This window comes from Paenibacillus praedii, from assembly GCF_049725345.1.
Lineage (GTDB): Bacteria > Bacillota > Bacilli > Paenibacillales > Paenibacillaceae > Pristimantibacillus.
Map to the genome: position 1 here is coordinate 38851 of NZ_JBMWAM010000017.1, position 26942 is coordinate 65792.

Sequence of the window (26942 nt, forward strand, 5' to 3'; positions counted from 1 at the left end):
TTATATATAATCCCTCGTTATGATGGAAACAGGAAATCACATAGGGAGGCGATTGCAATTATGATAACGGTTCAGCAATTAGAGGATGAATTGGCGAAGCCGTCTGCGCAGCTCATTGCTGATTTAAGCGCGGTAGATGGAGATATTATTGTGCTTGGCGTCGGTGGAAAAATGGGACCAAGCTTGGCCAGGCTCGCGGTCAATGCGATCCGGGAAGGCGGCTTGAACAAGCGTGTAATTGGCGTTTCGCGGTTCTCGAATGAAGAGGCCAGACGTGAGCTTGAAGAGGCGGGTGTCGAAACAATCTCCTGCGATCTGCTGAACGATGAAGAGCTGAACCGGCTGCCAGAGGTGAAAAATGTTATTTATATGGCAGGCAACAAGTTTGGAACAACGGGGCGGGAGTATTTTACATGGGCGATGAACGCTTATTTGCCGGGCAGAGTGGCGGAGAAGTATAAGGATTCGCGAATTGTCGTGTTTTCTTCCGGCAATGTGTATCCTTTTTCACCGGTTGGCAGTGGAGGCGTTAATGAAGCGGCCACGCCGGAGCCGCTTGGCGAGTATGCGCAGTCTTGCTTGGGCCGGGAGCGGGTGTTTGAATATTTTGCTCATCGGAATGGAACGCCTATGGCGATCTACCGGTTGAACTATGCGATCGATATGCGTTACGGGGTGCTGCTGGAGCTGGCAAGGTCCGTTAATGAAGGCCGCCCTATTAATCTGGCGATGGGCCATGCGAATGTGATTTGGCAGGGGGATGCCAATGAAATGGCGCTGCGCTGCCTGACGCAAACCTCAAATCCGCCTGCTGTTCTCAATATAACGGGACCGGAAACGATGTCCATCCGCTGGGCTGCTCAGGAGCTGGCAAGCAGAATGGGCAAGGAAGCGTCTTTTGTGGGAACGGAAGCGGATACCGCTCTGCTGAGCAATGCCTCCAAATCCCATCAACTATTTAACTACCCTCGCGTATCCATGCTGCAAATGATCGACTGGGTCGCGGGATGGGTGCAGGCCGGCGGGCATACCTGGAACAAACCAACGCATTTCCAAGAGAGAAAGGGGAAGTTCTAATTGAGCGCAATCATACGAACATTAGCACCAGCATTGACTAAGTCACTTCATGAAGGCTTGGTTATTCCTGCTCATCCTCTTGCTTTGGATGAAAATCGCAAGCTGGATGAACGTTATCAGCGGGCGCTGACCCGTTATTATGCCGCTTCCGGGGCAGGCGGTATCGCCGTCGGCGTGCATTCTACGCAATTTGAAATTCGCGATAAACAATTTAACTTGTACGATCCGGTGCTGCGGATGGCGGCAGAGGAAATAGAGAAAGCGCAGCTTGATCGGCCGTTTATAAAGGTGGCGGGCATTTGCGGGCCGATGGAGCAGGCTTTGGAGGAGGTCCAAACGGCTCTTGGGTTAGGTTATGATGCCGCTCTTCTCAGTATGGGCGGGCTTTCCGGACTAAGCGAAATGGAGCTGCTGAAGCGTACGGAGCAAATAGCGGAGCAAATCCCTGTTATCGGCTTTTATTTGCAGCATTCCGTCGGGGGCAAAATATTCAGCTTTGACTTCTGGAAGGCATTCGCGGAAATACCGAATGTCGTCGCCATTAAGATGGCACCATTCAACCGTTATCAGACGCTGGATGTCGTGCGCGCGGTTTGCTACTCCAGCCGCCGCGATGAAATCGCTCTCTATACTGGGAATGACGATAACATAGTAAATGATTTGCTTACGACCTATCGGTTCAACGTAAATGGCACATTGGTGGAAAAAGCGATTGTAGGAGGGTTACTCGGGCACTGGGCGGTATGGACGCGCAAAGCGGTAGAGCTGCTGGAGGAAATCAAGCGCCATCGGGGAAAAGAGCACATTTCCAAGGAGTGGCTTACTTGGAACGTTCAGGTGACGGATACCAATGCCGCTTTCTTCGATCCCGCTCACCAATTTGCCGGCTGCATTCCGGGCATCCACGAGGTGCTGCGCAGACAAGGGCTTATGAAAGGTATTTGGTGCTTGAATCCGCATGAGACGCTATCGCCGGGTCAAGCGGATGAAATTGAGCGCATGTATAACGATTATCCGCATCTTCACGATGATGATTTTGTGAAGCAGCACTTACAGGAATGGCTGACAGAAACGTAATCGTTAAAATGTCCAAAGTACACGCTGAATGAGGGATGTATTCCTCTTGGTGCATCGCTGCTCGCGGCAGTTGCTCTTCGGCGTCTGACAGAACACCGGGACAAATCTCTAATTGAGGAGAAATAAAAATGAATGAAATCCGAATTGGCATGATCGGTCTCGACACCTCGCATGCCACTGCTTTCACAAAGCTGCTGAACGATTCGTCCCACCCGTATCATGTTGCAGGCGGCAGGGTGACGATCGCCTACCGGGGAGGCTCGCCGGATTTCCCGCTTAGTATGGATCGTGTAGACAAGTATGCCAACGAGATGAGGCAGCAGTACGGTGTTCAAATCGTCGATACGCTCGAGGAGGTTGCCGCAGGCAGTGATGCGATCCTGCTGGAATCCGTAGATGGACGAGTGCACTTGGAGCAATTCAAAGCGATCGCTCCTTACGGAAAGCCGGTGTTCATTGATAAGCCGCTCGCTTTAAGCTCAGCGGCTGCCGAAGAAATCGTACAAATTGCAGCTAAACATCACATACCTTTGATGAGCAGCTCCTCGCTGCGCTATGCGGACGCTCTGTGCGCGGAGCTTGATCGCGAAGGAGCGGGCGGCATCATCGGTGCGGATGTATATGGACCAATGGAAATCCAATCTACGCAGTCGCATTACTTCTGGTACGGCATCCACGCCGCGGAAATGCTCTTTGCTCTTATGGGGCCGGGCTGCGAGCAGGTAGCGGTAATCTCTACCGATGCGCATGAGCTCATCACGGGAAGATGGAGCGACGGGCGCATCGGAACAGCAAGAGGCAACCGGAGCGGCAATTATTCGTTTGGCGCGCTAGTGCATCGGAAGGAAGGAAGCGCCTGCGTGGATATTAACTCCGCGGCAAGGCCTTATTATGCAAGCCTGGTGGAGCAGGTCATGCTTTTGTTTACGACGGGTCAGCCTCCGCTGGACAGCGAGGAAACGCTGGAAATTATCCGTTTTCTTGAAGCGGCCGAGGAGAGCCGAGCCAAGGGGACGACTGTTCAACTTATCACTTCCAAACACCTACTATAGGAGGCGAATGAAAATGGAAAAATTAAAAATAGGCGTCATCGGCGCAGGCTCTATCTCGGAATTTCATCTGGGAGGCTACAAGGAACATCCGGAGGTGGAAATCTACGCGATTTGCGATTTGAACGAGGAGCGGGCACGCAAAAAAGCAGCGCAGTACGGTGCAGCGCAGGTTTTCACCGATTACAATGAGCTGCTGGCGCTCCCGGAAATTCATGCGGTAAGCATTTGCACCTGGAACAACTCCCATGCGGAGATTAGTATCGCTGCTCTCAACGCGGGAAAGCATGTGCTCGTGGAGAAGCCGCTTTGCAAAACCGTGGAGGAAGCGCTGCAGGTAGAGGAAGCCGTCCGCAGGAACGGAAAAATACTGCAGGTGGGCTTTGTTAGACGCTATGGCAGCAACACGAAGCTTCTAAAGCAGCATATCGATGCCTCCGAGCTCGGCGAGATTTATTACGCTAAAGCTTCCTGTCTCCGCAGATTAGGAAACCCAGGAGGTTGGTTTGCCGATTTGGAGCGCTCTGGCGGCGGCCCTCTAATTGATCTGGGCGTGCATATTATTGATATTTGCTGGTATCTAATGGGCAAGCCAAAGGTCAAATCCGTTAGCGGCAACAGCTACAACAGACTGGGCAACCGCTCCAACATCCAAAACCTTTCCTTCTACAAGGCGTCAGATTACGACGCAACGTTAAACACGGTCGAGGATATGGCGAACGCGTTAATCCGCTTCGAGAACGGTGCTTCACTCTATGTGGATGTCAGCTTCACGCTGCATGCAAAAAAAGATGAGCTTTACGTCAAGCTCTATGGAGATAAGGGTGGGGCGGAGCTTGAGCCGGAATTGTCTATTGTGACTGAGAAGCATAATACCATTTTGAATATAACGCCGCAGGTGGATAATCTCTCCTATGACTTCGCAGGCGCCTTCCGCAGCGAGGTCGCTCACTTTGTGGATAGCACGCTTGGCCTGCAAACGACGTTAAGTCCGGTGGAGGATGGCGTGGATCTGATGAAAATCCTTTGCGCCATTTATGAGTCTGCTGAAACGGGCCGGGAAATTTCCTTTTCATAAACGGGAAAATCCGCTTTTGCTCTTGTTGAAATTCCTTCTATTTTTTATATATTTCTATCGCTTTATCATTTTCCACACACTGAAAAACCTTGATTTTACAAGGCTTTCAGTGGTTTTCACAAAATTGTCTAGATAAAATAAGAGACCGCTGAAATCATCATATTTACGAATAATGAGAGCGCTATTATGATGGGAATTGACTCGGGGAAAACAAAAAAAGGGAGGAATAAGAAATGTCAAGAAAGCTGCTAAGCGTTGTGCTGGTTTTAGCGATGTTTATTACCATGTTGGCCGCCTGCGCAGGGAACAACGGAGGAAGCAATGAGGGATCAGCGACGAATGCGCCTACGAATGCAGGAGGCTCGACAAACGATGCGACGGATCCGCCGGCAGAGCCTGCGACCGATTACGGTGATACCGGGGGACTTGTGCTACCGCTAGTTGACAAGCCAACGACTATTACATGGATGGTCGTAAGCGAGAACACGGGCTTGAATGAGAAGCTGTTCGCGAAGGAAATCGAGAAGCGCACAGGAATTACAATTAACTTCCAGCCTTATTCCGCTGCAACCTATGCCGATAAGCTGAAGGTTACCGTTGCCTCAGGCAAGCTTCCTGACATTTTCCACGGGTTGACGCCTGCTGAATTGAAGAAAATCGGTCAGCAAAATGCGGTTGTTGCGATTAATGAACACGCGGATATGCTGCCTAACTTCAAGAGGATGTATATGGAGGAAAATGACTGGGTCATGAAATCCTTCGCCGATGGCAGCGGCAAGCTGTACACCTGGCCGGTTGCGAACATTAGCCGCGACGTTAACCATGGCTTCTTGTTCCGCAAAGATATTTTCGACAAACATGGCATTAAGGAATGGACAAATACAGATGAATTCTATCAAGCGCTTAAGCAGCTGAAAGAAGCTTATCCGGATTCTTATCCGTACGCTTCCAAGAACAAAGAGTTTATTTTCCGGGATTGGGCTTACGGCTGGGGCATTGGCGGCCATTCCTATCCAACTTACTATGATGAGAGCGCGAAGGCTTGGAAATACGCATCGGTACAGCCGGAGCACAAAGAAATGCTCGACTTCATGAAGAAGCTGTACAACGAAGGCCTGCTTGATCCGGAATTTATAACGGATACATCAGACTCCTGGACGGCTAAAATGACGAACGACAAGTCGTTTGTTACTTGGGACTGGATCGGTCGTCTGGATCTGTTCTACAACCAGGTTCAGGCCACTAATCCAGAATATAACCTTCGTTACGGCAACCCGGTCGGTCCGACAGGCAATGGCGTCACGCTTGGCAAAATCGTCGATGGCTTTAGTATTGCCGTTGCCAATAATGACAATAAAGAAGCCGCGCTTAAGCTGCTCGATTACTTGACCAGCCCATCCGGCGCGACGCTTGTCACAATGGGTGTAGAAGGCGAAACGTTCACGATTGGCGCTGACGGCAAAGCAGTGTATCCGGAGCTGACCGACGTGCCTCTGGTCGACATCAGCGTGCTGGAAGAAAGGTATGGTCTATGGCTGCAGGGCATGTATGTAAACTCTGATCCGCGCAGCGTGTACTACAACTATACAGAAAAAGAGCAGGAAGCGCAGGACAAACGTCTTGCAGCAAATAACTTTGAGCCGATTGATCCAATCTTAGCTTTTACTGACGAGGAGAACGCCAAAATTGCCGAAATTCATACGTCTCTTCTGAAATCGGCCAATGAATTTAATGTGAAGTACATCCTCGACAAATCGTATGGAGAGCAGCAGTGGCTGGATTGGCAGAAGAATGCGGAGAAGATGGGCTCCTCTCAGCTTGCCGACATTTATAATGCGGCTCAACAAAGATATGATGCAGGGAATTAATGAAACGTGAGTTAAAATAACGGGCTGGCGGCATTCGGTTGTTCTTGATCCGGATGTCGCCGGCCATATCTAGGAGGTATCATCGCGATGCAAGCTGGAACTGAGATCAATCCAACGCCATCTCGTAAATCGTTGAAAACAGGCTTCATCTCGATGCTTCGACATATGAAACGGGACCGGCAGCTGCTGATCTTGTTTATCCCCTGTATTATTTTTTACGGATTATTTCGATATGGTCCGCTGTATGGGATGATTATCGCTTTTAAGGATTACAGTGTATTTACGGGTATTCTGGAAAGCGAATGGGTTGGGCTTAAGCATTTCAGCAAGTTTTTTGCGAGCAGTGATTTTTGGCTGCTGTTCAAAAACACACTTTTGCTCGGCTTCTACACATTAATTATCGGGTTTTGGTTTCCAATTATTTTAGCGCTATTGCTGAATGAGGTTAGAGTGAAATGGTTTAAAAAATCCGTTCAAACGCTAAGCTATCTGCCTGCGTTTTTGTCGGTCGTCATTATAAGCAGCATGATTATCGATTTTTTATCCCCTAACCAAGGTATATTCAACCAACTGCTGGCGGCGTTAGGTTTTGAAAAAATATATTTTCTGATCGACCCTAGCTGGTTCCGATCGATTTATGTGGTTTCCGATATTTGGTCTTCCGTAGGCTATGAAGCGATCATTTTTATGGCCGCTATCGCTGGCATCAGCCCTACCTTGTATGAAGCGGCGAAGGTGGACGGTGCCTCGCGTCGTCATATGATGTGGCATATTACGCTCCCAGGCATCATGCCGACGATTATCATCATGTTTATTTTGAAGACCGGCTCAATGATTCGGATTGGGTATGAAAAGGTGCTCCTGCTTTATAATCCAATGACCTATGAAGTCGCCGATGTATTTTCTACTTATGTCTATCGAAAAGGGCTGCTGGAGAGCAATTACAGCTATGCTGCGGCAGTCGGCTTATTTGAAGCGCTTGTCGCGATGATCATGCTGCTCTCGGCCAATTATTTAAGCAAAAGACTGGGAAGCGGGGGGTTATGGTAATGAAGGACCTCAGTCTTCGGAAAGTTTCTATCTTTCAGATCTTCAATACGATGGTATTAATCTGTCTGGCTATATCCACCGTGTACCCGGTTCTTTATATTACGGCCATATCACTTAGCGACTCCTCCTACGTGGTGCAGGGACAAGTGTTTTTGTTTCCGAGGGGCTTGAATTTCGAGGCCTATAAACAGGTGCTGGATGATACTCGTATACCAAGAGCTTATTTGAATACGATCTATTATACGACTCTTGGCACATTCATTAATTTATTGATTACGGCGGTCGCTGCTTATCCGCTTGCGCGGAAGACCTTTTTTGGCCGCAAATTTTTTATGATTGCAATTGTCATTACGATGTTCCTGAATCCCGGCATTATTCCGAATTATCTCATCGTACAGAAGCTGGGAATGATTGATTCGGTATGGGCGATTGTGCTGCCGAATGCGATTTGGACATTTGAGCTGCTCATTCTGAAGAGCTTTTACGAGAATATGTCGAGCTCCCTGCGGGAATCGGCGGTCGTGGATGGGGCGTCGGAATACCGCATTCTGTTCAATATTATCCTTCCGTTGTCGAAGCCGGCACTAGCCTCTATCGGGCTCTTTTATTTTATGGGACATTGGAACAGCTTCTTTATCCCGATGATTTATTTGAATGACGCTGCGCTTTATCCGCTTCAGGTCGTGCTGAGGGATATGCTCATCTTTAATGAGGGAGGCAATAACCCAAGCTTGGTCGATGCCTCCGCATTAGCGCCGCAAGCGATGAAGAACGCGACGATTGTATTGTCGATGATTCCGGTGCTGATGATTTATCCTTTCGCTCAGAAATATTTTGCCAAAGGAGTAATGCTGGGCTCGGAGAAGGGATAAACCGCCGGGTGTGGAATATGTGGGGATGACATCCAAAGAGGTGATGCTTGTGAATAAGCTGATCGCTAACCGAGGCTTGCTGCAAATTTTTTTCGCCTTGCTGCTGGTCATCATTATTATGTTCGTATCTACCTATGTCGTCTACCGAAACTCAATATCGGGCATCTACGACAAAGTAACGGAAAACAATAGTTTAGTGGTCAAAAATATTATTCAATCCTTCGACAGCAGCTTTACAGCGGTTAATAATTTGATCTTTACGATCCACGGACTGCCTTATGGCGATTTGGACACCCACGAGGATGGGCGGATCGATATGACGAAGGTATATATGCTGCAAAATCATATTGCGACGCTGGCATCCTCCTATGACTTTATTGAAGATGTGGTCGTTTTTTATGATCATTCGAACCTGGCTATTACCTCCAAGGGTACGAGCGATATGAATGTTCTCTTTCATAGCAATTATCGCCATGAGATGTATAATGCGGAATACTGGAGGGCGTTTGCGCGTACGAAGCATATCTTCACGGTGTTCCCTGCAGACCATTTCGCGATTTCGGCGGGCACGAGCTTACAAAGAAATCGGAAGCTGATGATCGCCATGGACGGCAATAAGTTAGAAATGTCCGACAAAAACATTATGGTGATCATTAATGTCGACAAGCTGCTGAATGAAATTGATCGCAAGGCGATGATCCCGGGGGCGTCCCTTATTGTACTGGACCAGAATCGCAATATCATTCTCAGTACGGAAAATGACTTGGATCTGATCGAGGTGCTGAACGATGTCTATTTCAATCCTGCAAGGGAGGCATCTCTGACCCGGGAGAACATCGAATACAACTTTTACAAATCGAATTATAACAGTTTTATTTATATCGATAAGGTGCCTTATCAATTCCAAAATATCGGCCCAGTTAACAGTGCGAATCTTATGATTATGATTAGCGCGATTATATGCGCCGTCTTGTTAGCTGCTTTGCTTAGTATTTATTTATACAGACCGGTTAAGGATATTTTGGGACTGCTGGGGGGAGGCGTCGTCAAGGGAAATGATTTCCGGAAAATTTACAGCGGGATCGTCAAGGTGCAGACGGAGAACGAATCCTTGAAGAAACAAATCGACTTTGTGGATACGGAAATTCGCAGAGGGGTTTTCCTGCAAATGCTCGATGGTCATTCCCATTCGCGGGAATATGAAATTCAAATGCAGAAATATTATCCGCATTTCTTCAAAGATCGGCAATTTGTCATGGCTGTCCTGCAGCTGAAGCGGAGTGCTGAAAGCGAACAAAACGGCGACCTCCAGATGGAAGACATGACGGAGATGATCCAAGCTGGATTACAGGATAGTAAAATGAATTCCCTTGTATATCATATGAGCAATCTGCAATTTATCGCTCTTATCGGCATTAATCAGGCTTCGGACCGGAAAACGGTGCTGGATCGATTGGAAGCCTTTATTAGGCATGCCGAGAAGGACGTATTTAAAGGTTATTCGCTCTGGGCATGCGTCAGCAGGTTGTACGATTCCAAAATAACGAACAGCCATGCGGCCTATACGGAAGTCATGAACGGCAGGGTATGCCGGCATGTGAATCCCACACGGCCCATTGTCGATATGGAGACGATTCGCTACACGACCGAGCTTTATTTTCCATTTGAGAAAATTGAGAAGCTGTCGAACTGCTTGCTGAGCGGGAAAACAAATGAAGGAATACGGATTGTGCAAGAGATTATGAGCGAGAATGCGGAGCGGAATATTCATCATCATCAGCTTGCCCATGTCGCGAAAAGCATCTTTTTCCATATGGTTCAGCATAACGAGCTTTCCGGAATAGAGGCGAGGCAGCTTCATCAGCTTGAAATGGATTTTTGCCAGAGGGTGGACCATGCGTATGACTATAAAGACATGCAGACTGCACTTATTAAAGCGCTGCAGTTTATTGCAAGCCATCGCAATCAGAATGGCGCAAGCAAGCTGAATCCGGCCTTTATCGCGCAATATATCGAGCTGCACTACATGGAGAGTCTATATCTTGATCATATGGCAGAGGTACTCGATACGAGCCCGAAATATTTTTCGAATTATTTCAAGAAGGCATTTGGGGTCAATTATATAGAGTATCTTAACAAGGTTAAATTATCGCATGCGAAGGAATTTTTGAAAAATACGGATCTCAGCATCTCGGAAATCGGGGAAAAGACAGGGTATTTGAATTCCTCGACGTTCACGACCACCTTTAAAAAATATTGCGGCATTTCTCCGAGCGAATATCGGAAGAAAACGGGTACATAGGAGGAGATCATAGTGAGAGCGGTTGCTACGCAGAGCGGAAAAATCATCATCACAGAAATTGAAAATACGAATCCTCCGGCGGGGCATGTGCGGATTCGTACCGAATATTCCGCCATCAGCCCCGGAACGGAAATGACCTTTATTAAACGGGCAGCGGAGCAGCCGGTTGTGCTGGGGTATAGCGCTGTGGGCATTATAGACCAGATTGGAGAAGACGTTACCGGCTTGCAGGAGGGGCAAAGAGTTGCTTGCTATGGCGCGCCTTATGTTCGTCACGCGGAATGGATGAACGTGCCGGCTAATCTGACGGCAGTCGTGCCAGAGCATGTCCGCCCGCAGGATGCCGCTTTCGCGGGGCTTGGAGCCATCGCGATCCATGCGCTTCGTACGGCCGACCTTCGATTCGGGGAATCGGCTATTGTCGTGGGGCTTGGCATATTGGGGCAAATCATGGCGCAAATTGCCTCGGCAGCAGCATTCCGCGTCGCGGGTATGGACCTCAATGCCGAACGCGTTCAGCTGTTAAAGCAGCATGGAATGAAGCATGCCTATGCAAATGAGGAGCTGCTGGAGGAGCATCTGGAGAAGGCTGTGGGCGGCCATGGCGCCGACTGTGTTCTCTTGTGCGCGGCCGGACCTGGGGAAGAGCTAATTAATCGCTCGTTTAAATGGATTCGCGACAAAGGGAAAATCGTCATTGTGGGCGATTTATCGACCTCCTTCTCCAGAGGACTAATGTTCGGGAAGGAAGCAGAGGTGCTTATTTCCCGCGCCGGCGGCCCCGGCAGATATGACGCAAGCTATGAAAGGGATAACCGGGATTATCCCATTGGTTTTGTGCGCTGGACAGAAGGTCGGAATATTGGGGAATATATTCGTCTCTTGGCGGAAGAACGCATTCAAGTTGATTCGCTGATCTCTCACATCTTTCCCCTGGAGCGGGCGGAGGAAGCTTATGCGAATTATTTGAAGCCGGGTGCTGTGCTCGGTACGCTGCTGAAATACGTGAACGGGGAGAGCGAGGAAAGCTGATGAACAATTACATCAAAGCAGATATCGTCATTATCGGCGGCGGCATGGGAGGCTGCGCTGCAGCCTTGGCAGCCGCAAGAGCCGGACGGCGGGTAGTCATGACGGAAGAGACAGATTGGATTGGCGGTCAGCTTACGAGTCAAGCCGTTCCGCCGGATGAGCATCCTTGGATCGAACAGTTTGGCTGTACGGCCAGCTATCGGGAGTTCCGCAGCAGAGTGCGGGAGTATTACCGCCGGCACTTCCCTTTGACGGAGGCTGCGCGCGCCGAGCGGCATTTTAATCCTGGCAATGCGATCGTAAGCGGCATCTCTCATGAGCCGAGAACAGCGCTGGCCGTCCTTCGCGATATGCTGGCTCCTTATGTGCATAGCGGGAGATTGAGGATATTAGACAATCACATCGCGATACAAGCGGAAACGGATGGAGATGTGGTAAGAGCGATCCATGCTCGTGACGAGCGTACGGGAGAGATGGTGGTGCTCACAGCCGATTATTTTCTGGATGCGACGGAGGAAGGCGATGTGCTTCCGCTGGCAGGGGTGGAATATGTGACGGGAGCCGAATCGGCGCAGCAAACCGGCGAGCCTGACGCATTGGCCGGAGAGGCTGATCCGAATGATATGCAGGCGTTTACGTGGTGCTTTGCCGTCGATTATATAGAAGGACAGGATTTCACGATTCCGAAGCCTGAGCAGTATGATTTTTGGCGGGAATATCAGGCCGATTTCTGGCCGGATAAGCAGTTAAGCTGGACGGGCGTGATCCCGCATTCGCTTGAGCCGGTCACCTATGGCTTTTTCCCTGACGGCAAATCATTCTCGCTATGGGCGTATAGGCGAATGATTGACCGCTCGAAATTTGTGGAGGGAACCTTCGAGAGTGATGCTACTATTATCAACTGGCCGCAAAATGATTACTGGCTCGGTTCCATTATCGATGTCAGCGCAGAGGAACGAGCCAAGCATCTCGAGGGCTCGAAGCAGCTAAGCCTGTCACTGCTGTATTGGCTGCAGACGGAAGCGCCGCGTCCGGACGGCAAAGCGGGTTATCCTGGACTGCGCCTGCGGCCTGACTTGACGGGTACAAAGGATGGGCTGGCCAAGCGTCCGTATATTCGCGAATCGCGGAGAATCCGTGCAGAGTTTACGGTGGTAGAGCAGCATTTGAGTCCTGTCTGCAGGACCGATGGTCGAGCAGAGTCGTATTTTGATTCTGTCGGCGTCGGCTGCTATCGGATTGACCTGCACCCAAGTACCAGCCTTCGCAGCTATATTGATGTATCAAGCCTGCCCTTTCAAATTCCGCTAGGAAGTCTCATTCCTATCCGAGTGAACAATTTGCTTGCTGCTGGTAAAAATATCGGCACGACGCATATTACCAACGGCTGTTACCGGCTGCATCCCGTTGAGTGGAATATCGGAGAGTCGTCCGGTTTCTTGGCTTCCTATTGCATAGAGCATAGAATTTCCCCTCGCGAGGTCCGCAGCAATCCAGAGCATTTGGCAGCTTATCAGCGCATGCTGACGGCTGCTGGCGTAGAACTGCAATGGCCTTCCATTCATGCGGTCTAGCAGTGGGAATTTCCTATATTCTATGACAACATAAGTTGGTATACACCAAACCCTCTTCGATGATAATGTGTTTAAACATTATAGCGGAGGGGGATTTTTTGTATGGATGGGCTGCAGCTTCTGTTGTGTAAAGAAGGGTGAAATAGAAATAAGAATAGTGGTAACATATACTTGTCTTCATTTAGATGTTGATGTGAAACTGACGCGAAAAACGATTTTTAAGGATAAATAAAATCTTAGCTGGTGTTGGAGAAGACGGTAGAATCTCAAAAGGGAGTGTAAAACAATGAATTTAGAAATGGTTATGCAGGAACTTGAAGCTCTTGGCAAGGATCGAACTAAAAAAATTTACCAATCGAATGGCGCACAGGAACCGCTTTTTGGTGTTGCTACAGGTCAAATGAAGCCCATTTTCAAAAAAATAAAAATAAATCAACCGTTGGCTGAGCAGCTTTATGCTACAGGGAACTACGACGCGATGTATTTTGCGGGAATTATTGCAGATCCCAAGGCGATGACGGAAGCGGATTATGAACGTTGGATCGATGGAGCTTATTTTTATATGCTGTCCGACTATGTTGTTGCTGTAACTTTGGCAGAAGCCGATATTGCACAAGAAGTGTCTGACAAGTGGATCGCTAGCGGAGAAGAACTGAAAATGTCTGCAGGCTGGAGCTGCTACTGCTGGCTTTTGGGAAATCGGCCGGATGATGAATTTTCCGAAAGCAAAATGGCCAATCTGCTTGAAACTGTGAAAAATACGATTCATGATGCTCCCGAACGAACGAAATACGCGATGAATAATTTTATTTACACAGTAGGGGTATCCTACATGCGGCTCCATGATAAAGCAATGGAGATCGCATTGGCAGTAGGCCCGGTAGAAGTTAATCGGGACAAGAAAAAAAGCAGTTTTTTGCTCGCTTCTGAACGAATTCAAAAGGCAATAGATAAACAGCAGCTTGGCTTCAAACGCAAGCATGTAAGATGCTAATAGTTTCTTCGTGATTTGTTTTGAAGTTGGTTGATACTAAATATTGCGTACGCTGTCTCTAAGCATGAGTTCTGTACCAAGCATGACATGGTGAATGATTTCTTTACCTTCGAGCATTTCGATAAGAATTTGCGCCGCTTGGGAGCCTAACTCATATTTATGCTGGTGAACGGTAGTAAGTGCGGGTGTGCAATAAGCCGTCAAATCAATGTTGTCGAAGCCGATGATCGATATATCATCAGGTACCTTTTTTCCCATATCCTTGACGCCCTGCAAAGCACCGAGAGCCATTAAGTCGCTTGCGCAAAATAAAGCAGTCACTTCAGGACGGCTGGACAATATTTGTCGTGCGGCCTCTCTCCCACCATGCTCGGAAAATGAACCATTCAGCACAAGTGTTTCATCAAAGGGAACACTGCTGCTTTGCAGTGCTTGACGGTAGCCCTCTAGCCTAAGCAGGCTTACAGCTGCTTGCTCATGACCGTTTATCATGGCGATATGGCGATGTCCCGATTCGAGCAGGTGGTTTGTTGCTGCAAAAGCACCCATTGTATTATCCGAAGTAACATATCCAACGTTAGGCCCTTGAAGAGTGATATCAATAAGCACGCATGGAATATCAGACGATACGATTTCCTCCAAATAAGGATCGTCTAATCGAATACCCATGATGATAACCCCGTCTACGCCTCGTTCCTGGCATAATGTTTTATACGATTTAACCTTTTGTTTCTGAGGTGTTGTACTGAATAGGACAAGGTCATAATCGAGTTCACCTGAACGATCGTTTATTCCGCAAAGTACTTCGAAAGCGATATTGTCTTTGGAGCTGTCTCTTGTAACATTGGAGAGAAGGAGGCCAAGTGTTTTTGTTTTTTTCGATATGAGCGACCTTGCAGCCATATTAGGGCTATAACCTAGCTGATCTGCTATAGTCTTAATTTTGAGGCGAGTGCCCTCGTTAACGTCGTTATAGCCGTTCAAGGCACGCGATACTGTAGTAACAGATACACTAGCAGCTTTAGCTATATCTTTAATCGTAACCATACAATACCTCCGAAATGTTGAAAAACATCTAATGTATTATGATAAAAATTAAAAAATAAATTGACTCTTGTAAATGCTTTCATCATGATCTATAATTCGATTATAACTTATCCGAAACGTTTTGGAAAGTTAGATTGCTTCGTCGAAAATGAGTAAGCATATTTTTTTGCCTCTTTTCCGAAACGTTTCGGATAAACGAATGATTGTTTGATTTAAGGGAATAAAAAAGCTATTACAAGAAGAAATGAGGGAAACACTTGGATTATCGAGTCATCAAAGAAAACGATCTATTCCTCATGACGGACCGGAATGGAGATATTCCGGAAGGTGATGTTTCAGGTCAGGGTCTTTACACAAAAGATACCCGGTTCATAAGCAGGATGGAGATCCGAATCAACGGTCAGAAGCCGATACTGCTGTCTTCAGCAGCGGATGAGAATTATATCTCTACGATTCGCCTTACCAATCCACATATGGAAGAGAAGGGCGAGCTTATCTTGTGGCGTGAGTCCGTAGAAGTTGAACGCACACGCTTCATCTATGACGGAGCATTGTATGAAACGTTCAAGCTGACCAGCTATTATCCTAAAGCCATTAAATTTGATTTCTCCGTGTTATTGGATGCGGATTTTGCAGATATGTTTGTCGTTCGCGGCTTTCAGCATGGCGATTTGGGAAGAAAGACGGCAGAGAAAAGCGGCCAACGGGAAAGAGTAATTGGCTACCTCGGAGCTGACGATGTACGCCGTGAAACGAAGATTAAATGGGATACAAATGAAAGTCGCATAGGCGAGACAGGCGAGCTTCATTTCGATGTGGAACTGAAACATCTGGAAAGTCATGCAATCGCTTTCTTTATTGCGCCAATCATTGACGGCAATGAGCCGCAGCAGCACGAACCGGTGGAAGCGATGGTTAAGCTTAGACAATCCTATGCAGATTGGAATGGATCATCCACATCCATTCAAACGGATGTACCGCTATTTAACAAGCTGCATCATCGCGGAGTGCAAGACTTAAGAGTTCTGCTTACCGATATCGGGTATGGAGCATTCCCAGTTGCAGGCTTGCCTTGGTTCTCGGTTCCATTTGGCCGTGATAGTTTAATTACTGCGCTGCAGATGTTATCCTTAAACCCGCAAATTGCTAAGGGAACGTTGCTCACGATGGCCGCTTATCAAGGCCAGAAGGAAGATGAGTGGCGCGATGAGCAGCCAGGTAAAGTGATGCATGAAATTCGGTATGGCGAACTAGCAAGCACAAATCAGGTACCATTTACGCCGTATTACGGCACGATTGATGCGACGCCGTTATTCCTTCTATTAGCTGCCGAGTATTATCACTGGACCGGAGATGCTCAGTTTGTTAAAGAGCTAATGCCTCATCTCAATGCAGCGCTTGCTTGGGTGAAAGAGTATGGCGACTGCGACGATGATTCCTTTGTAGAGTATTATCAGAAATCGTCCAAAGGAATTGCCAATCAGGGCTGGAAAGATTCTGCGGATTCAGTTGTTCACCGTAACGGCGACTATGCAGAGGCTCCAATCGCGCTTGTCGAGGTTCAAGGTTATGTTTACCAAGCGCTTACGAGGCTTGCCCCTATATTCAAAAGCTTAGGCCATGAGGAACAAGCCGCTGGCATGGAGCAAGATGCAGAACAGCTTAGAGTTCGCTTTGAGCGCGACTTCTGGATGGAGGATGAGCAGTTTTACGCGATTGCGCTTGATAAGGATAAGAAGCGCGTAGATTCCGTCACTTCGAATTCAGGACATATTCTAATGTCAGGAATTGCTTCTCCCGAGCGTGCAAGCGCTGTTGCGAAAAGACTGGTTGCTCCTGACATGTTCGGTGGTTACGGTATTCGTACGATGAGTACGGAAGCGGCCGGCTACAACCCGATGAGCTACCATGACGGAAGCGTATGGCCGCATGACAACTCCGTTTGTTTGCTTGGTCTTAGCTATTTAGGCTTCCAAGAAGAAGCGATTACCGTCATGCAAGGACTATTGAATGCAGCGGCAAAGTTTGAGTATTACAGATTGCCTGAGCTGTTCTGCGGGTATGATGATTCGCTTGGTGCGCCAGTTCCTTATCCCGTTGCTTGCTCTCCGCAGGCATGGGCAGCAGGGACACCGCTCACATTTGTGCAAGCCTTACTTGGGCTTCAGCCTAACGCTTTAACGAGGCAGATTAGAATTAAGCCATCTTTGCTTCAAGGGATGAACGAGCTTCTGGTAGAGCAAATGCAAATTGGCAGCGGCGTTCTAAGCCTGCGCGTCACTCGCGGTATCAATGGCCCAGAGGTGGAAATACTCTCTAATCTGACAGGATATGAGCTTCTTATTTCATAGGTTTCATGCTTTATGCTTTATATACAAAGTTCATATTACTAAGGAGGTTGTATGTAAGATGAAGAAAGCAGGGGTTTCGATTTTATCTTTAATGCTGGTAGTTGTTCTTATGTTAACGGCTTGTGGCAAGGGCAATGAAGGTAACAAAAACACAGGTAATACTGCAATGAATGGCGGTACAGAACAAGAGGTGACAAAAGAGCCGGCCGCTGAGAAGGTAACAGTTACACTTGCAGGATGGGGAGCAAGTCCAGAAGAGCAGGATCTGCTAAACCAAACATTGAAGGAATTTGAAGCAAAATATCCAAATATAAAGGTTAATTATGAAGTAATTGCCGATCAATACATGGATGTTATCAAAACAAGACTTATTGGCGGTGAAGGCCCAGACGTTTTCTACCTGGACGCATTCGAAGCACCTGCACTCATTGAGCGTAATGTTCTAGAGCCGCTTGATAGCTATGTGACACCAGATTTTGATGTTGCAGACTTTGAACAGCCAATGGTTGATGCTTTTAAACAAGATGGCGTTTCCTACGGTTTCCCTAAAGATTTCTCTACGCTTGCAATGTTCTACAACAAAAAAGACTTTGCAGAAGCAGGAATTACTGCTCCGCCAACAACTTGGGATGAGCTGAAAGAAGCGGCAGTTAAGCTTACTAAAAAAGAAGGCGATAAAACTGTTCGCTTCGGCTTTGGTGTTGCGCCTGAGCTTGCACGTCAAATGTTCATGATTCAAGCATTCGGCGGTAAAGTAACAGATGAGAATGGCAATGCTGCATTCGCGGCGCCAGATGCTCTTAAAGGTCTGCAACTTGTAGTTGATATGCACAATGTAGACAAATCATCCGGCGAGCCAAAAGAAGTAGGCGCTGGCTGGGGTGGAGAAATGTTCGGTCAAGGTAAAGCTTCCATCGTATTCGAAGGAAACTGGGCAATTCCATTCTTGGAGTCCAACTACAAGGATCTAGATTACGGCACAGCTGAGCTTCCAACTGTAAATGGCAAACAAGGCACTATGGCTTTCACTGTAGCTTATGTAATGAATAAGGAATCGAAGAAAAAAGAAGCAGCATGGCAGTTGATCTCCTACCTGACAGGTAAAGAAGGAATGAAAACGTGGACGAGCAAAGGTTTCGCGCTTCCAACTCGTAAATCGGTATCACAGGAGCTTGGCTACGATAAAGATGAGCTTCGCAGCGCAATTGTAGCAGGCGCTTCTTATGCAACGCCTTGGCAAGCAGGCTCCACACTTCCTACAATCACGAGCAACTTCAACAACCAATTCGTTGATACATTTATGGGTAATTCGAAGCTTGAAGATGCAATGAAGAAAGCAGAAACTGTTGCGAATAAGGAAATCGCAGCAGCGAAGTAAGCGAGGTGAAGGAGGGAGAGCGCAAGACGCTCCCTCCTTCAATCTCTGATTTTGATATGAAAGGAGAAGATGCAGCATGACCCATGTCTCTTCATGGAGAAAAAAGCTGAAAAATAACGTAACCGGCTATCTGTTCCTGCTTCCAACCATTCTAGTTCTTGGTACTTTTTTGTTCTTGCCTGTTTTCTATTCCCTTTATTTATCGGGACATAAGGTCAATCTGCTTGGCGAAGTAAGTTACAAATGGGTAGGAGTTAGTAATTTCACGCGGATGGCAGGCGATGAAAGAGCCTGGATAGCGCTTAAAAACACAGCATCCTTTGCTTTGTTTGTTGTGCCTCTGCAAACGGCGTTTGCTATTTTACTTGCTGTTATTTTGAATGCTAAGCTCAGATATAAAAACTTTTTCCGTATCGTATTTTTTATGCCGACCGTTACTTCGTCGGCGGTACTATCACTTATATTTATGTGGATATACAATTCAAATGGTCTTTTGAACCGAGTGCTTGAATTTATCGGTTTGCATGGATACAACTGGCTTGGAGATCCTGCGGTCGCCATGAAGGCGATTATGCTTATGAATATATGGTCTACCGCTCCATTCTTTATGGTTGTTTTCTTGGCTGCATTACAAGATATTCCTGATGCGCTGTACGAGTCAGCTATGCTAGACGGGGCAGGAGGCTGGAGGAGATTTATTTCCATCACGCTGCCGTTAATTAAGCCTGCGACCTTCTTTACGGTCGTAATGGGTATTATCGGTACCTTCCAACTCTTCGACCAATCTTATATTTTCTCAGCAGGTTCAGGCGGACCGAATAACTCGACCTTGACCGTAGCTCTGCTTATTTATCAATATGCTTTCAAAAATCTCGACTTCGGCTATGCCTCTGCGCTCGCTGTCATGCTGGCTGCTGTCATTATGATCGCGACGCTGATACAGCGTAAGCTATTTGCCGAAGAAAAGCTGAACTAGGAGGGCGACTAGATGGTATTTCAACAATCCAATTGGGGAAAGGCGATTCTTTATTTCCTGTTATTCTCATACGGCTGCATCACAGTTGCTCCCTTTCTATGGGCGCTTTCCTCTTCGTTTAAGCCGCTCAGTGAGATTGTTTCCGGGGGCATCAACTTTATTCCGAAACAATTCACCTTGCAGAACTATTATGATATTTTCGTGAAAGAGCCGCTTTTCCTCAGGTGGATGTACAACAGTGCCTTGATTGCAGTTATTGCCACGGTTTGCAATACACTGTTTAACTCAATGGCGGGTTATGCACTAGCACGTATTGAATTTGCCGGCAACAAGATCATGTTCATCCTTATCTTAGCGGTGCAGATGATTCCAGGCCAATTGACGATCGTACCCGCTTATTTAATTATGAAGCAGCTCGATTTGTTGAACACGTATGCTGCACTGACTTTGCCGATGATGGCGAATGCGACGTTTATCTTTATGATGCGGCAATTTTTCCTCAGCTTCCCGAAGGAGCTTGAGGAGGCAGCCGAAATGGACGGACTTAATCGGTTCGGCGTATTTTTCCGCATTGCATTGCCGCTTGCGGTACCTGCATTAGCAGCTCAAACGATCTTCGTTTTCATGGGTGCATGGAACGAGTTCCTGAAGCCGCTCATGTTCATGTCCGACAAGTCGATGTTTACGCTGACGCTCGGTCTGAATACGTTCAAAGGGCAGTACATCAGCCACTGGAACTACATTATGGCTGCATCGATGGTATTTACGCTTCCAGCGCTGCTGATTTATGCGTTCTTCAATCGATTCTTTATTAAAGGAATTACGTTTACGGGTGGTAAATAACATAGTAACGAAACGGGGCTGTCTTGAGGTCATTTTAGATCTCTTGGGACAGCCCCGTTTAATGGGTTCACGTATGCATAATGAGACATAGTGTGTTTAGATGGCAGGTTGTGAACGATAATATTTGGCTCTGCGCCTTAACTTAATGACATTGCCCGACAGGGTGCTCTGTTTTGTTTTACCGTAATTTGTCTACATGACGATAACGTCGTTCCGGTAACGCTCGAAGTCGGCCTTCCGGCATTCCAGCGTCATCCGGGTGCCTTCCGGCTCATAGCTCGTAGCGTGAACATGGGCATGCTCATTGAAGTAAGCGACTAGACGTCCCTGGTCGAACGGAATTAAAATTTCGCATTCCACATAATCATTGTAAATCTGTCCGCGAACAAGCCCGATGAGCTCATCCAATCCGCTATTTTGCTTGACGGAAAGATATACGCGGTTATCCTCCACCAGCGGATACGCCTGCTCCGTTAGATCGCATTTATTGTAAGCATAAATCGTCGGAATGTCATTTGCGCCGAGAGCTTTTAACGTCTCATTCGTGACGGAAATAAGCTTCTCGTAATCAGCGTGGGAATAGTCGACGACATGAACGAGCAGATCGGCCTCGCGCACCTCCTCCAGCGTGGAACGGAAAGCTTTGACCAGATGATGGGGCAGTTGGCTGACGAACCCGACCGTATCTGTCAAAAGAAACGATTTGTTGTCAGGCATATCAATGCTTCTAACCGAGGTTTCCAGCGTAGCGAACAGCATATCCTGGGCAAAAACCTTCTTATCCGTCTGCGGATTATATTTCTCCAGCAGCGCATTCATTAAGCTCGATTTCCCCGTATTTGTATAGCCGACAAGACAGACGACCGGCAGCTCATTTTTTTGACGCTGCTTGCGCTGGATCTGGCGTCTTGCGACGAGCTTTTCCAGCTCCGCTTGCAGCGCCGTTATCCGTTCCTCAATTCGTCTGCGGTCCAGCTCCAGCTTGGTTTCGCCAGCGCCTCTGTTCTTAAGACCTGATCCACCGCCCTGCCGTCCTAACGATTCGCGAAGGCCGACCAGCCGGGGGAGCATATATTGCAGGCGGGCGACCTCAACCTGAAGCTGGGCCTCTGTTGTCTTCGCGCGTTCCGCGAATATATCCAAAATAAGAATCGTCCGGTCGATGACCGTCCGCTCCAAGGAAGCCTCCAGATTGCGAATTTGGGATGGAGATAACTCGTCATTAAAAATAATGACTTGCGCATCATGCGCTTCCGCTAAAGCCCGCAGCTCATCAATTTTGCCGGTCCCTATATAGTGGGAAGGATTCACGCGGGCTGCTTTCTGACTAAGCTCATCGGCGACATCGATATTGCAGGCGTCAGCCAGATTGCGCAGCTCCTGCATGGAGTAGGCGAAATCGGTCTGATTCTGCAGCTGAATGCCGACGATAATTGCTTTTTGTTTAGGTTGTTCCATCTAGTTATCATCCTCCAAGTTTAAAATACACAAAAAAACACAGGCTGCTCCGCCTGTGTCCACAGTTATCCGTGAGAGGATATCAGAATGAAGCCATAAGGAGACGAGCAGGTTACCCGCATCCTTATGCTATGACCGTTTTAAAGGTGAATACGAAAAAGCCGTGATTTCCGGTCATCACTTCGCATTCTTCATTTGGGTTACCTTCAAAATGGACAGACCAATCCTGAGTCCTCTGCACGCAGGCAGAGCTTTGGCGCTATTCAATTAGCTGCGCAAAGACCTAACTCGGATAAAGTCTATCACACGTAACCCTCCGTTCCTGTAAAGTAGCTACAGTGTAGCATAATCGTCTGACTGGGGCAAATCGCCTTTTAATCAACAATAATATCCAGTCCGACGCCGAATGATAAATTGCCGCTCGAACGGCAAAAAAAAGATCTGCCTGCTACGAGTCGCTCCAATCCTGCCGCAAAGCGAACAGGTCTTTCAGCTCCTCAGTAGACAGCTCGGTAATCCAGCCCTCGGAGCTGGAAATCACATTGTCGCTGAGCTGCTGCTTGTTATCCAGCATTTCGTCGATGCGCTCCTCCAGCGTGCCGAGTGAAATGAATTTATGCACCTGCACGTCACGCGTTTGACCTATGCGATAAGCGCGGTCGGTTGCCTGATTCTCAACGGCAGGATTCCACCAGCGGTCGAAGTGGAACACATGATTGGCTGCCGTCAGGTTAAGGCCGACGCCTCCAGCTTTAATGGAAAGAATAAATACATTAGGCTGTTCAGCTGCCGGCAGCGTATGCGATTGGAACTGGTCGATCATACGGTCGCGAGCGGTTTTGGATGTGCTTCCATTTAAGTAGAGAATGGGCTCCTGAAGCTCTTCTTGCAGCACCTGCTGCAGCATTTGTCCCATACCGATATATTGCGTAAAAATAAGGCAACGCTCGCCCTCATCCCGCAGCTCCTTCACCATGGCGATCAGCCGCTCCAGCTTGGCGGAGCGGCTGATTAGCGATTCCGTATCAGGCTTGCCTTCGGCCGTCTTTGAAGCATCGGGAATCGTCCCCTTCGCCAGCAGCAAAGGATGATCGCAAAGCTGCTTGAGCTGCGTAAGCGCGGCAAGAATGGCCCCTTTGCGCTCAATCCCCTCGAGCTTCTGCATACGCTCCATCAGCTGATTAACGGTTTGATTATAAAGCGCTCCTTGCTCAGCTGTGAGGTGAATGTAGGTCTTCATCTCGTTTTTGTCCGGCAAATCGAGCTGAATGGCCGGATCCTTCTTCTTGCGGCGAAGCAGGAAGGGCTTGACCAGCTTCTGCAAATCAGCGGTCTTCTGCGCGTCCTTTTCCTTCTCTATCGCATTGGCGAACCGATTCTGAAAGGCATGAGAGCTGCCCAGAAAGCCTGGATTAATGAAGTCGTAGATAGACCACAGCTCCGACAGCCGATTTTCAATCGGGGTGCCGGTGAGCGCAATGCGATGCCTCGCATGAAAGCTTCTGACGGCAGCAGCTTGTTTGGTTTGGGCGTTTTTAATATTTTGGGCTTCGTCCAAGCAGATGGATGTCCATGTATGCTCCTTCAGAAGCTCTTGATCAAGCGTTGAGGTGGCATAGGAAGTCAGAATAATATCGGCTTTTCTGATCGCGGTTTGAAAGTCTTCTCCGCTAAGACGTTTGCTGCCATAGTGGAGTAAGACGTGAAGTGAAGGCGCAAACCGGCTAATTTCCTTCTGCCAATTGCCCAGCACCGAGGTGGGGCAAATAATGAGGGAAGGCAAGCGGTCAGCCCGATCCTCGGCTGTTTCCTTAATATGCAGCAAATAAGCAATCAACTGTACCGTTTTGCCGAGTCCCATGTCATCGGCCAAGCAGGCACCAAGTCCAAACTGCCGCAATAAAGCAAGCCAGGCATACCCTTGAAGCTGATAGCTGCGCAGGTCAGCACGCAGGCCGTTAGGTACGGCGAGCGCTGGCAATTCCGTCTGCTGACCAAGCTGACCGATGAGCTTGAACAGGTGCTCGTTCAATTCTACTTCGAGCTTTAAGCGTCCCGTATCATTTTCTTGCTGCTCTGCTTCTCCGCTCTGGTCGGTATCACCGCCCCCAAGCAGATGTAGCTGAAGCACATCCTGAAAGGATAGGCCCTCCGAGCTGTCCATGCCGGCCATTGCTTGCTTAATTTGTTTCAGCAGAGCAGGATCAAGTGAAACCCATTGCCCGCGGAAGCGAACTAATCTTTCATTGCGAGCAACCAATTCTTCAAATTCGCTCTCGGTAAGCTCGTTCTCTCCAATGGCAATGCGCCAATCGAAATCGATCAGCGAATCCAGCCCGAATAATGAGCTGCCTGTACGCTTGCCCGCCTCGGCGTTTACCTTTGCGCGCAGTCTCGGCTTCTTCCTGCTGGCCGACTCCCACCAAGCGGGAAGCAGCACTTGCCAGCCTGCATCCAGCAGCCGGTTGCTGTCCGTTGTCAAGAACCGCCAAGCCACATCATTTGTCAACGGGTGATCCAGTACATCTTCCCGGTTCCCGTCGAATTGTTCTGGCGCTAAACAGCTGCGCAATTGATCAAGCCAGCCGCGCGCGCGCTGACTTACATAAGCTGACCATGCGGCAGGCCACGCACCGAATGCCTCGCCTGCTGTCGTTAGCCGCACATGCGCCAGTGTTGCAGGCTCCAGCTTGTCCTGCAGGACAAGTCTTATCCGCCAAGCATGGTCGTCTTCCGGCTCCAGCAGCTGCAGAACGGGACGGAAAGGAGCCGCGTCGGCTCTCCAGCCGACTGCAATAAGCCAAGCCTGTGCATCTAAGCCAGGCGCCGCTGCGTGGTCCTTGGCGAATAGCAGCGGATATTCCCTTCGTAAATCTGCGGAGTCTGTCTCCGTTCCATAATAACGCTGAAATATGGAGGCGGAGAAGGCGGCCTGCAAACCCTCAATGAAGTCTGCGTTCATCTTCCCAAGCTTCTCTATTAACGCTTTTGTTTCCGTATCCTCCGCCGCGGACTCATCCCAAGTCCATTGCAGTTTTCCAGCGCGGAAAGCGGAGAAGCTTGGAACATAAAGCCGTTCTTCTATACATGCAGCCAGCAAGGGGACGAGCTGTAGGACGGGCTTCGCCTGCTCCCCCCATTCCCATTCGATATGCTCGAGAAGGTTTTGCTCGGACAGGAAGGGGATCACCTGCTCGGCAGGCAGAAGAACCAGCTCGACGCCTTCGACCTGCTGCACTTCCAGCTCTGTGCCATAAAAAGAAGCTTCATGCCAAGCGAACAGCCGATGCTTCAAATGCAAGCCGGACAAGCTGTAGCTGTTTGAGAATCCATAGATAAGAGCATCTCCATAGTTAGTTAAATTAATATGTACAGTAATGGTATCGATAAGCTTGCTCATGAAATCAGCTTTCCTTTCCGCAGCTCCTCCTGCAGTGCGCGCAGACGGCTGTGTCGGCCTCTGAATGTGCCGAAGAAGAGCTCCCAGGTCTCTTCTTTCTTTATCTTTTTATATAGTTTTGCTAATCGTTTGAGGAGCTTGACCGCTGCTTTGTAGCCGTCTCTATTTTTGAGCAGCACATATCTTTCAATCGCCTGATGATAGTACGGTATCAGCACCTCAGGCGCATTTTTTTCGATCGGAGCCAATACGCTTACACGGTAATCAAGCGGATCGGTTCCTGCGCTAAGCTGACAATCGATCCACTGCCGCCATTTGCCATAAGTAAGTAATTTATTCTCATAGACGGAACGGGCATTCGGCAGCTTGGACGTAAGCGTATCCCACATCTGCTTTTCCGCTTCGGGAAGCTGTTGAACAGCCTGATCCCAATATTCCGAATAGTCGTCCAAGCCTGAATATGCTCGGCCGCCCAGCAAAGGACTGAGCTCAACCAGCCAATCAACCAGCCGCGACCATTGCTCAGCATGAGATAAATAACGCAGGAAGGCGAGCAATTCCCTGGGATGCAGCTCATGATTGTGCTTCATCGTGAAGAGCAGCGCGAGTGCTTCCCGGTCCTGAGAGAGGTAGAAGTGCATCCAACTCTGAGCCACGGTACACGTATAAAGGGATTTTGCAGTAGTCAATTTTTTTTGTGCTATTCGTAAATGCTCCAATTCTCTCCTATACAGCAGCGTGTCGCTTTGAGCCGGTTGAATCCAGTGCGTCCAAAGCTGATAATAGGGCTCCGTATAATATTGACTAGACTTGTCTTGAGCCAGCATTTTATGACGTAAATAAATGATCGTCTCGGTAACGCGCGGCCAATGCTCTGCATCAGGAGCGATATCCAGTTTATGATCGAAAAGACGCTCTATCGCATTCAGCACCTCAGAGGCGGCCGAGTGGGTATGAAAACCGATAAAGGATCCATAATAAAGCGCTTGAGATTGTACTTGGTTCAATAGCTTGTCCAGTACAAAGAGTAAAGCATGCAGCTGGTATATTGGCTTTAACGCAAGCGGAAGCTTCGGTTCCAGCTTGTCTATCGCAGCGAGGGCATCATTGACATACTGGACGTTCCGAGTCCGATTGTCTAATGAGGCGGCACCTTGACCGAACAGCATGTGCCATTCTGTAATATTCAAAGCAGGTATATGAGCGGCTTGCTCCTTTAATTGAACAAAGCTCACCGCATCTTTGTCAGCAGCTGCTTGACGAGCAGCTGGAGCTTGGGCCGCCTGCTTCCTGATTGGCAGCGCTTCTGGTGCCGATTTCGCAAGCAGCAGCGCATGAATCGATCGCTGCGACTTGTTGGTGTAGTCAAGCAAGGCGGCAAAGAGGTGCTTGCACATCTTTGCCGCCTTGCACGTGCAGTGACTTACAGAAAAGAAGTCTAAATTAATCTCAACAGAATAGGGCATGTTTTCCTCGACTATAGCCTTTATGGATTGGGAATCGGGCATTGTAAGCT

The 26942-nt window shown here is 48.3% G+C and carries 19 protein-coding genes; 15 read left to right on the top strand and 4 right to left on the bottom strand.

Annotated elements, in window-relative coordinates; translation table 11 throughout:
• Nucleotides 1–60 precede the first annotated feature (60 nt).
• The 11 genes from ACO9K6_RS15510 to ACO9K6_RS15560 all read left to right on the top strand — a co-directional run bounded on the left by ACO9K6_RS15510 (nucleotide 61) and on the right by ACO9K6_RS15560 (nucleotide 13973).
• Nucleotides 61–1077, top strand: a complete 1017-nt coding sequence (locus tag ACO9K6_RS15510) for an NAD-dependent epimerase/dehydratase family protein (RefSeq protein ID WP_424768462.1) — start codon at nucleotides 61–63, stop codon at nucleotides 1075–1077.
• Nucleotides 1078–2154: a dihydrodipicolinate synthase family protein gene (locus tag ACO9K6_RS15515; protein WP_424768463.1), complete on the top strand. Its 1077-nt coding sequence runs from the start codon at nucleotides 1078–1080 to the stop codon at nucleotides 2152–2154.
• A gap of 128 nt (nucleotides 2155–2282) precedes the next feature.
• Nucleotides 2283–3206, top strand: a complete 924-nt coding sequence (locus ACO9K6_RS15520) for a Gfo/Idh/MocA family protein (protein ID WP_424768464.1) — start codon at nucleotides 2283–2285, stop codon at nucleotides 3204–3206.
• Nucleotides 3207–3219: 13 nt separating this feature from the next.
• Entirely contained in the window at nucleotides 3220–4281 is a 1062-nt protein-coding gene (locus ACO9K6_RS15525; protein WP_424768465.1) for a Gfo/Idh/MocA family protein, read from the top strand.
• 233 nt (nucleotides 4282–4514) lie between these two features.
• Nucleotides 4515–6149 (top strand): extracellular solute-binding protein, encoded by a 1635-nt coding sequence (locus ACO9K6_RS15530; RefSeq protein ID WP_424768466.1) that lies wholly within the window; start codon nucleotides 4515–4517, stop codon nucleotides 6147–6149.
• A gap of 87 nt (nucleotides 6150–6236) precedes the next feature.
• On the top strand, nucleotides 6237–7199 hold the full coding sequence (locus ACO9K6_RS15535) for an ABC transporter permease (protein WP_424768467.1): 963 nt from the start codon (nucleotides 6237–6239) through the stop codon (nucleotides 7197–7199).
• The gene (locus ACO9K6_RS15540; protein ID WP_424768468.1) at nucleotides 7193–8071 is read left to right on the top strand and encodes a carbohydrate ABC transporter permease; all 879 of its coding nucleotides are present in this window, start codon (nucleotides 7193–7195) and stop codon (nucleotides 8069–8071) included. The genes ACO9K6_RS15535 and ACO9K6_RS15540 overlap by 7 nt, the downstream gene beginning before the upstream one ends.
• Nucleotides 8072–8114: 43 nt before the next feature.
• Nucleotides 8115–10373: a helix-turn-helix domain-containing protein gene (locus ACO9K6_RS15545; RefSeq protein ID WP_424768505.1), complete on the top strand. Its 2259-nt coding sequence runs from the start codon at nucleotides 8115–8117 to the stop codon at nucleotides 10371–10373.
• A gap of 12 nt (nucleotides 10374–10385) precedes the next feature.
• Nucleotides 10386–11405, top strand: a complete 1020-nt coding sequence (locus ACO9K6_RS15550) for a zinc-dependent alcohol dehydrogenase (protein WP_424768469.1) — start codon at nucleotides 10386–10388, stop codon at nucleotides 11403–11405.
• The gene (locus ACO9K6_RS15555) at nucleotides 11405–12979 is read left to right on the top strand and encodes an FAD-dependent oxidoreductase (RefSeq protein ID WP_424768470.1); all 1575 of its coding nucleotides are present in this window, start codon (nucleotides 11405–11407) and stop codon (nucleotides 12977–12979) included. Before ACO9K6_RS15550 ends, ACO9K6_RS15555 begins: the two co-directional genes overlap by 1 nt.
• A 286-nt stretch (nucleotides 12980–13265) precedes the next feature.
• On the top strand, nucleotides 13266–13973 hold the full coding sequence (locus tag ACO9K6_RS15560) for a DNA alkylation repair protein (RefSeq protein WP_424768471.1): 708 nt from the start codon (nucleotides 13266–13268) through the stop codon (nucleotides 13971–13973).
• A gap of 36 nt (nucleotides 13974–14009) precedes the next feature.
• Here ACO9K6_RS15560 and ACO9K6_RS15565 read toward each other — a convergent pair whose 3' ends face one another.
• The gene (locus tag ACO9K6_RS15565; protein WP_424768472.1) at nucleotides 14010–15020 is read right to left on the bottom strand and encodes a LacI family DNA-binding transcriptional regulator; all 1011 of its coding nucleotides are present in this window, start codon (nucleotides 15018–15020) and stop codon (nucleotides 14010–14012) included.
• Nucleotides 15021–15277: 257 nt separating this feature from the next.
• Here ACO9K6_RS15565 and ACO9K6_RS15570 point away from each other — a divergent pair, with 257 nt between their 5' ends.
• The 4 genes from ACO9K6_RS15570 (at nucleotide 15278) to ACO9K6_RS15585 (ending at nucleotide 20568) form a co-directional block, all read left to right on the top strand.
• On the top strand, nucleotides 15278–17371 hold the full coding sequence (locus ACO9K6_RS15570; protein ID WP_424768473.1) for an amylo-alpha-1,6-glucosidase: 2094 nt from the start codon (nucleotides 15278–15280) through the stop codon (nucleotides 17369–17371).
• A gap of 58 nt (nucleotides 17372–17429) precedes the next feature.
• Complete coding sequence (locus tag ACO9K6_RS15575) at nucleotides 17430–18749, top strand: ABC transporter substrate-binding protein (protein WP_424768474.1); 1320 nt, start codon at nucleotides 17430–17432, stop codon at nucleotides 18747–18749.
• A 76-nt stretch (nucleotides 18750–18825) separates the two neighbouring features.
• Nucleotides 18826–19725 carry a carbohydrate ABC transporter permease gene (locus ACO9K6_RS15580; protein WP_424768475.1) on the top strand — a complete coding sequence of 300 codons (900 nt, stop codon included), beginning with the start codon at nucleotides 18826–18828 and terminating at the stop codon, nucleotides 19723–19725.
• 12 nt (nucleotides 19726–19737) lie between these two features.
• A complete protein-coding gene (locus tag ACO9K6_RS15585) occupies nucleotides 19738–20568 on the top strand; it encodes a carbohydrate ABC transporter permease (RefSeq protein WP_424768476.1) in 831 nt (276 codons plus the stop codon).
• Between the two features lie 192 nt (nucleotides 20569–20760).
• Here ACO9K6_RS15585 and hflX read toward each other — a convergent pair whose 3' ends face one another.
• From hflX to ACO9K6_RS15600, 3 genes are all read right to left on the bottom strand, one after another.
• Complete coding sequence (hflX, locus tag ACO9K6_RS15590; RefSeq protein ID WP_424768477.1) at nucleotides 20761–22026, bottom strand: GTPase HflX; 1266 nt, start codon at nucleotides 22024–22026, stop codon at nucleotides 20761–20763.
• A 448-nt stretch (nucleotides 22027–22474) separates the two neighbouring features.
• Entirely contained in the window at nucleotides 22475–25426 is a 2952-nt protein-coding gene (locus tag ACO9K6_RS15595; protein ID WP_424768478.1) for a DEAD/DEAH box helicase, read from the bottom strand.
• Entirely contained in the window at nucleotides 25423–26823 is a 1401-nt protein-coding gene (locus tag ACO9K6_RS15600; protein WP_424768479.1) for a hypothetical protein, read from the bottom strand. Before ACO9K6_RS15600 ends, ACO9K6_RS15595 begins: the two co-directional genes overlap by 4 nt.
• Between the last annotated feature and the right edge of the window lie 119 nt (nucleotides 26824–26942).

What these genes read in the sequence shown, in the direction of transcription:
- ACO9K6_RS15555 (WP_424768470.1), top strand. Translation starts at nt 11,405, where the DNA reads ATGAACAATTACATCAAAGCAGATATCGTCATTATCGGCGGCGGCATG.
- ACO9K6_RS15525 (WP_424768465.1), top strand. Translation starts at nt 3,220, where the DNA reads ATGGAAAAATTAAAAATAGGCGTCATCGGCGCAGGCTCTATCTCGGAA.
- ACO9K6_RS15585 (WP_424768476.1), top strand. Translation starts at nt 19,738, where the DNA reads ATGGTATTTCAACAATCCAATTGGGGAAAGGCGATTCTTTATTTCCTG.
- ACO9K6_RS15565 (WP_424768472.1), bottom strand. Translation starts at nt 15,020, where the DNA reads ATGGTTACGATTAAAGATATAGCTAAAGCTGCTAGTGTATCTGTTACT.
- ACO9K6_RS15520 (WP_424768464.1), top strand. Translation starts at nt 2,283, where the DNA reads ATGAATGAAATCCGAATTGGCATGATCGGTCTCGACACCTCGCATGCC.
- ACO9K6_RS15575 (WP_424768474.1), top strand. Translation starts at nt 17,430, where the DNA reads ATGAAGAAAGCAGGGGTTTCGATTTTATCTTTAATGCTGGTAGTTGTT.
- ACO9K6_RS15540 (WP_424768468.1), top strand. Translation starts at nt 7,193, where the DNA reads ATGGTAATGAAGGACCTCAGTCTTCGGAAAGTTTCTATCTTTCAGATC.
- ACO9K6_RS15510 (WP_424768462.1), top strand. Translation starts at nt 61, where the DNA reads ATGATAACGGTTCAGCAATTAGAGGATGAATTGGCGAAGCCGTCTGCG.
- ACO9K6_RS15545 (WP_424768505.1), top strand. Translation starts at nt 8,115, where the DNA reads ATGCTTGTGAATAAGCTGATCGCTAACCGAGGCTTGCTGCAAATTTTT.
- hflX (WP_424768477.1), bottom strand. Translation starts at nt 22,026, where the DNA reads ATGGAACAACCTAAACAAAAAGCAATTATCGTCGGCATTCAGCTGCAG.
- ACO9K6_RS15580 (WP_424768475.1), top strand. Translation starts at nt 18,826, where the DNA reads ATGACCCATGTCTCTTCATGGAGAAAAAAGCTGAAAAATAACGTAACC.
- ACO9K6_RS15600 (WP_424768479.1), bottom strand. Translation starts at nt 26,823, where the DNA reads ATGTGCAAGCACCTCTTTGCCGCCTTGCTTGACTACACCAACAAGTCG.
- ACO9K6_RS15530 (WP_424768466.1), top strand. Translation starts at nt 4,515, where the DNA reads ATGTCAAGAAAGCTGCTAAGCGTTGTGCTGGTTTTAGCGATGTTTATT.
- ACO9K6_RS15535 (WP_424768467.1), top strand. Translation starts at nt 6,237, where the DNA reads ATGCAAGCTGGAACTGAGATCAATCCAACGCCATCTCGTAAATCGTTG.
- ACO9K6_RS15595 (WP_424768478.1), bottom strand. Translation starts at nt 25,426, where the DNA reads ATGAGCAAGCTTATCGATACCATTACTGTACATATTAATTTAACTAAC.
- ACO9K6_RS15560 (WP_424768471.1), top strand. Translation starts at nt 13,266, where the DNA reads ATGAATTTAGAAATGGTTATGCAGGAACTTGAAGCTCTTGGCAAGGAT.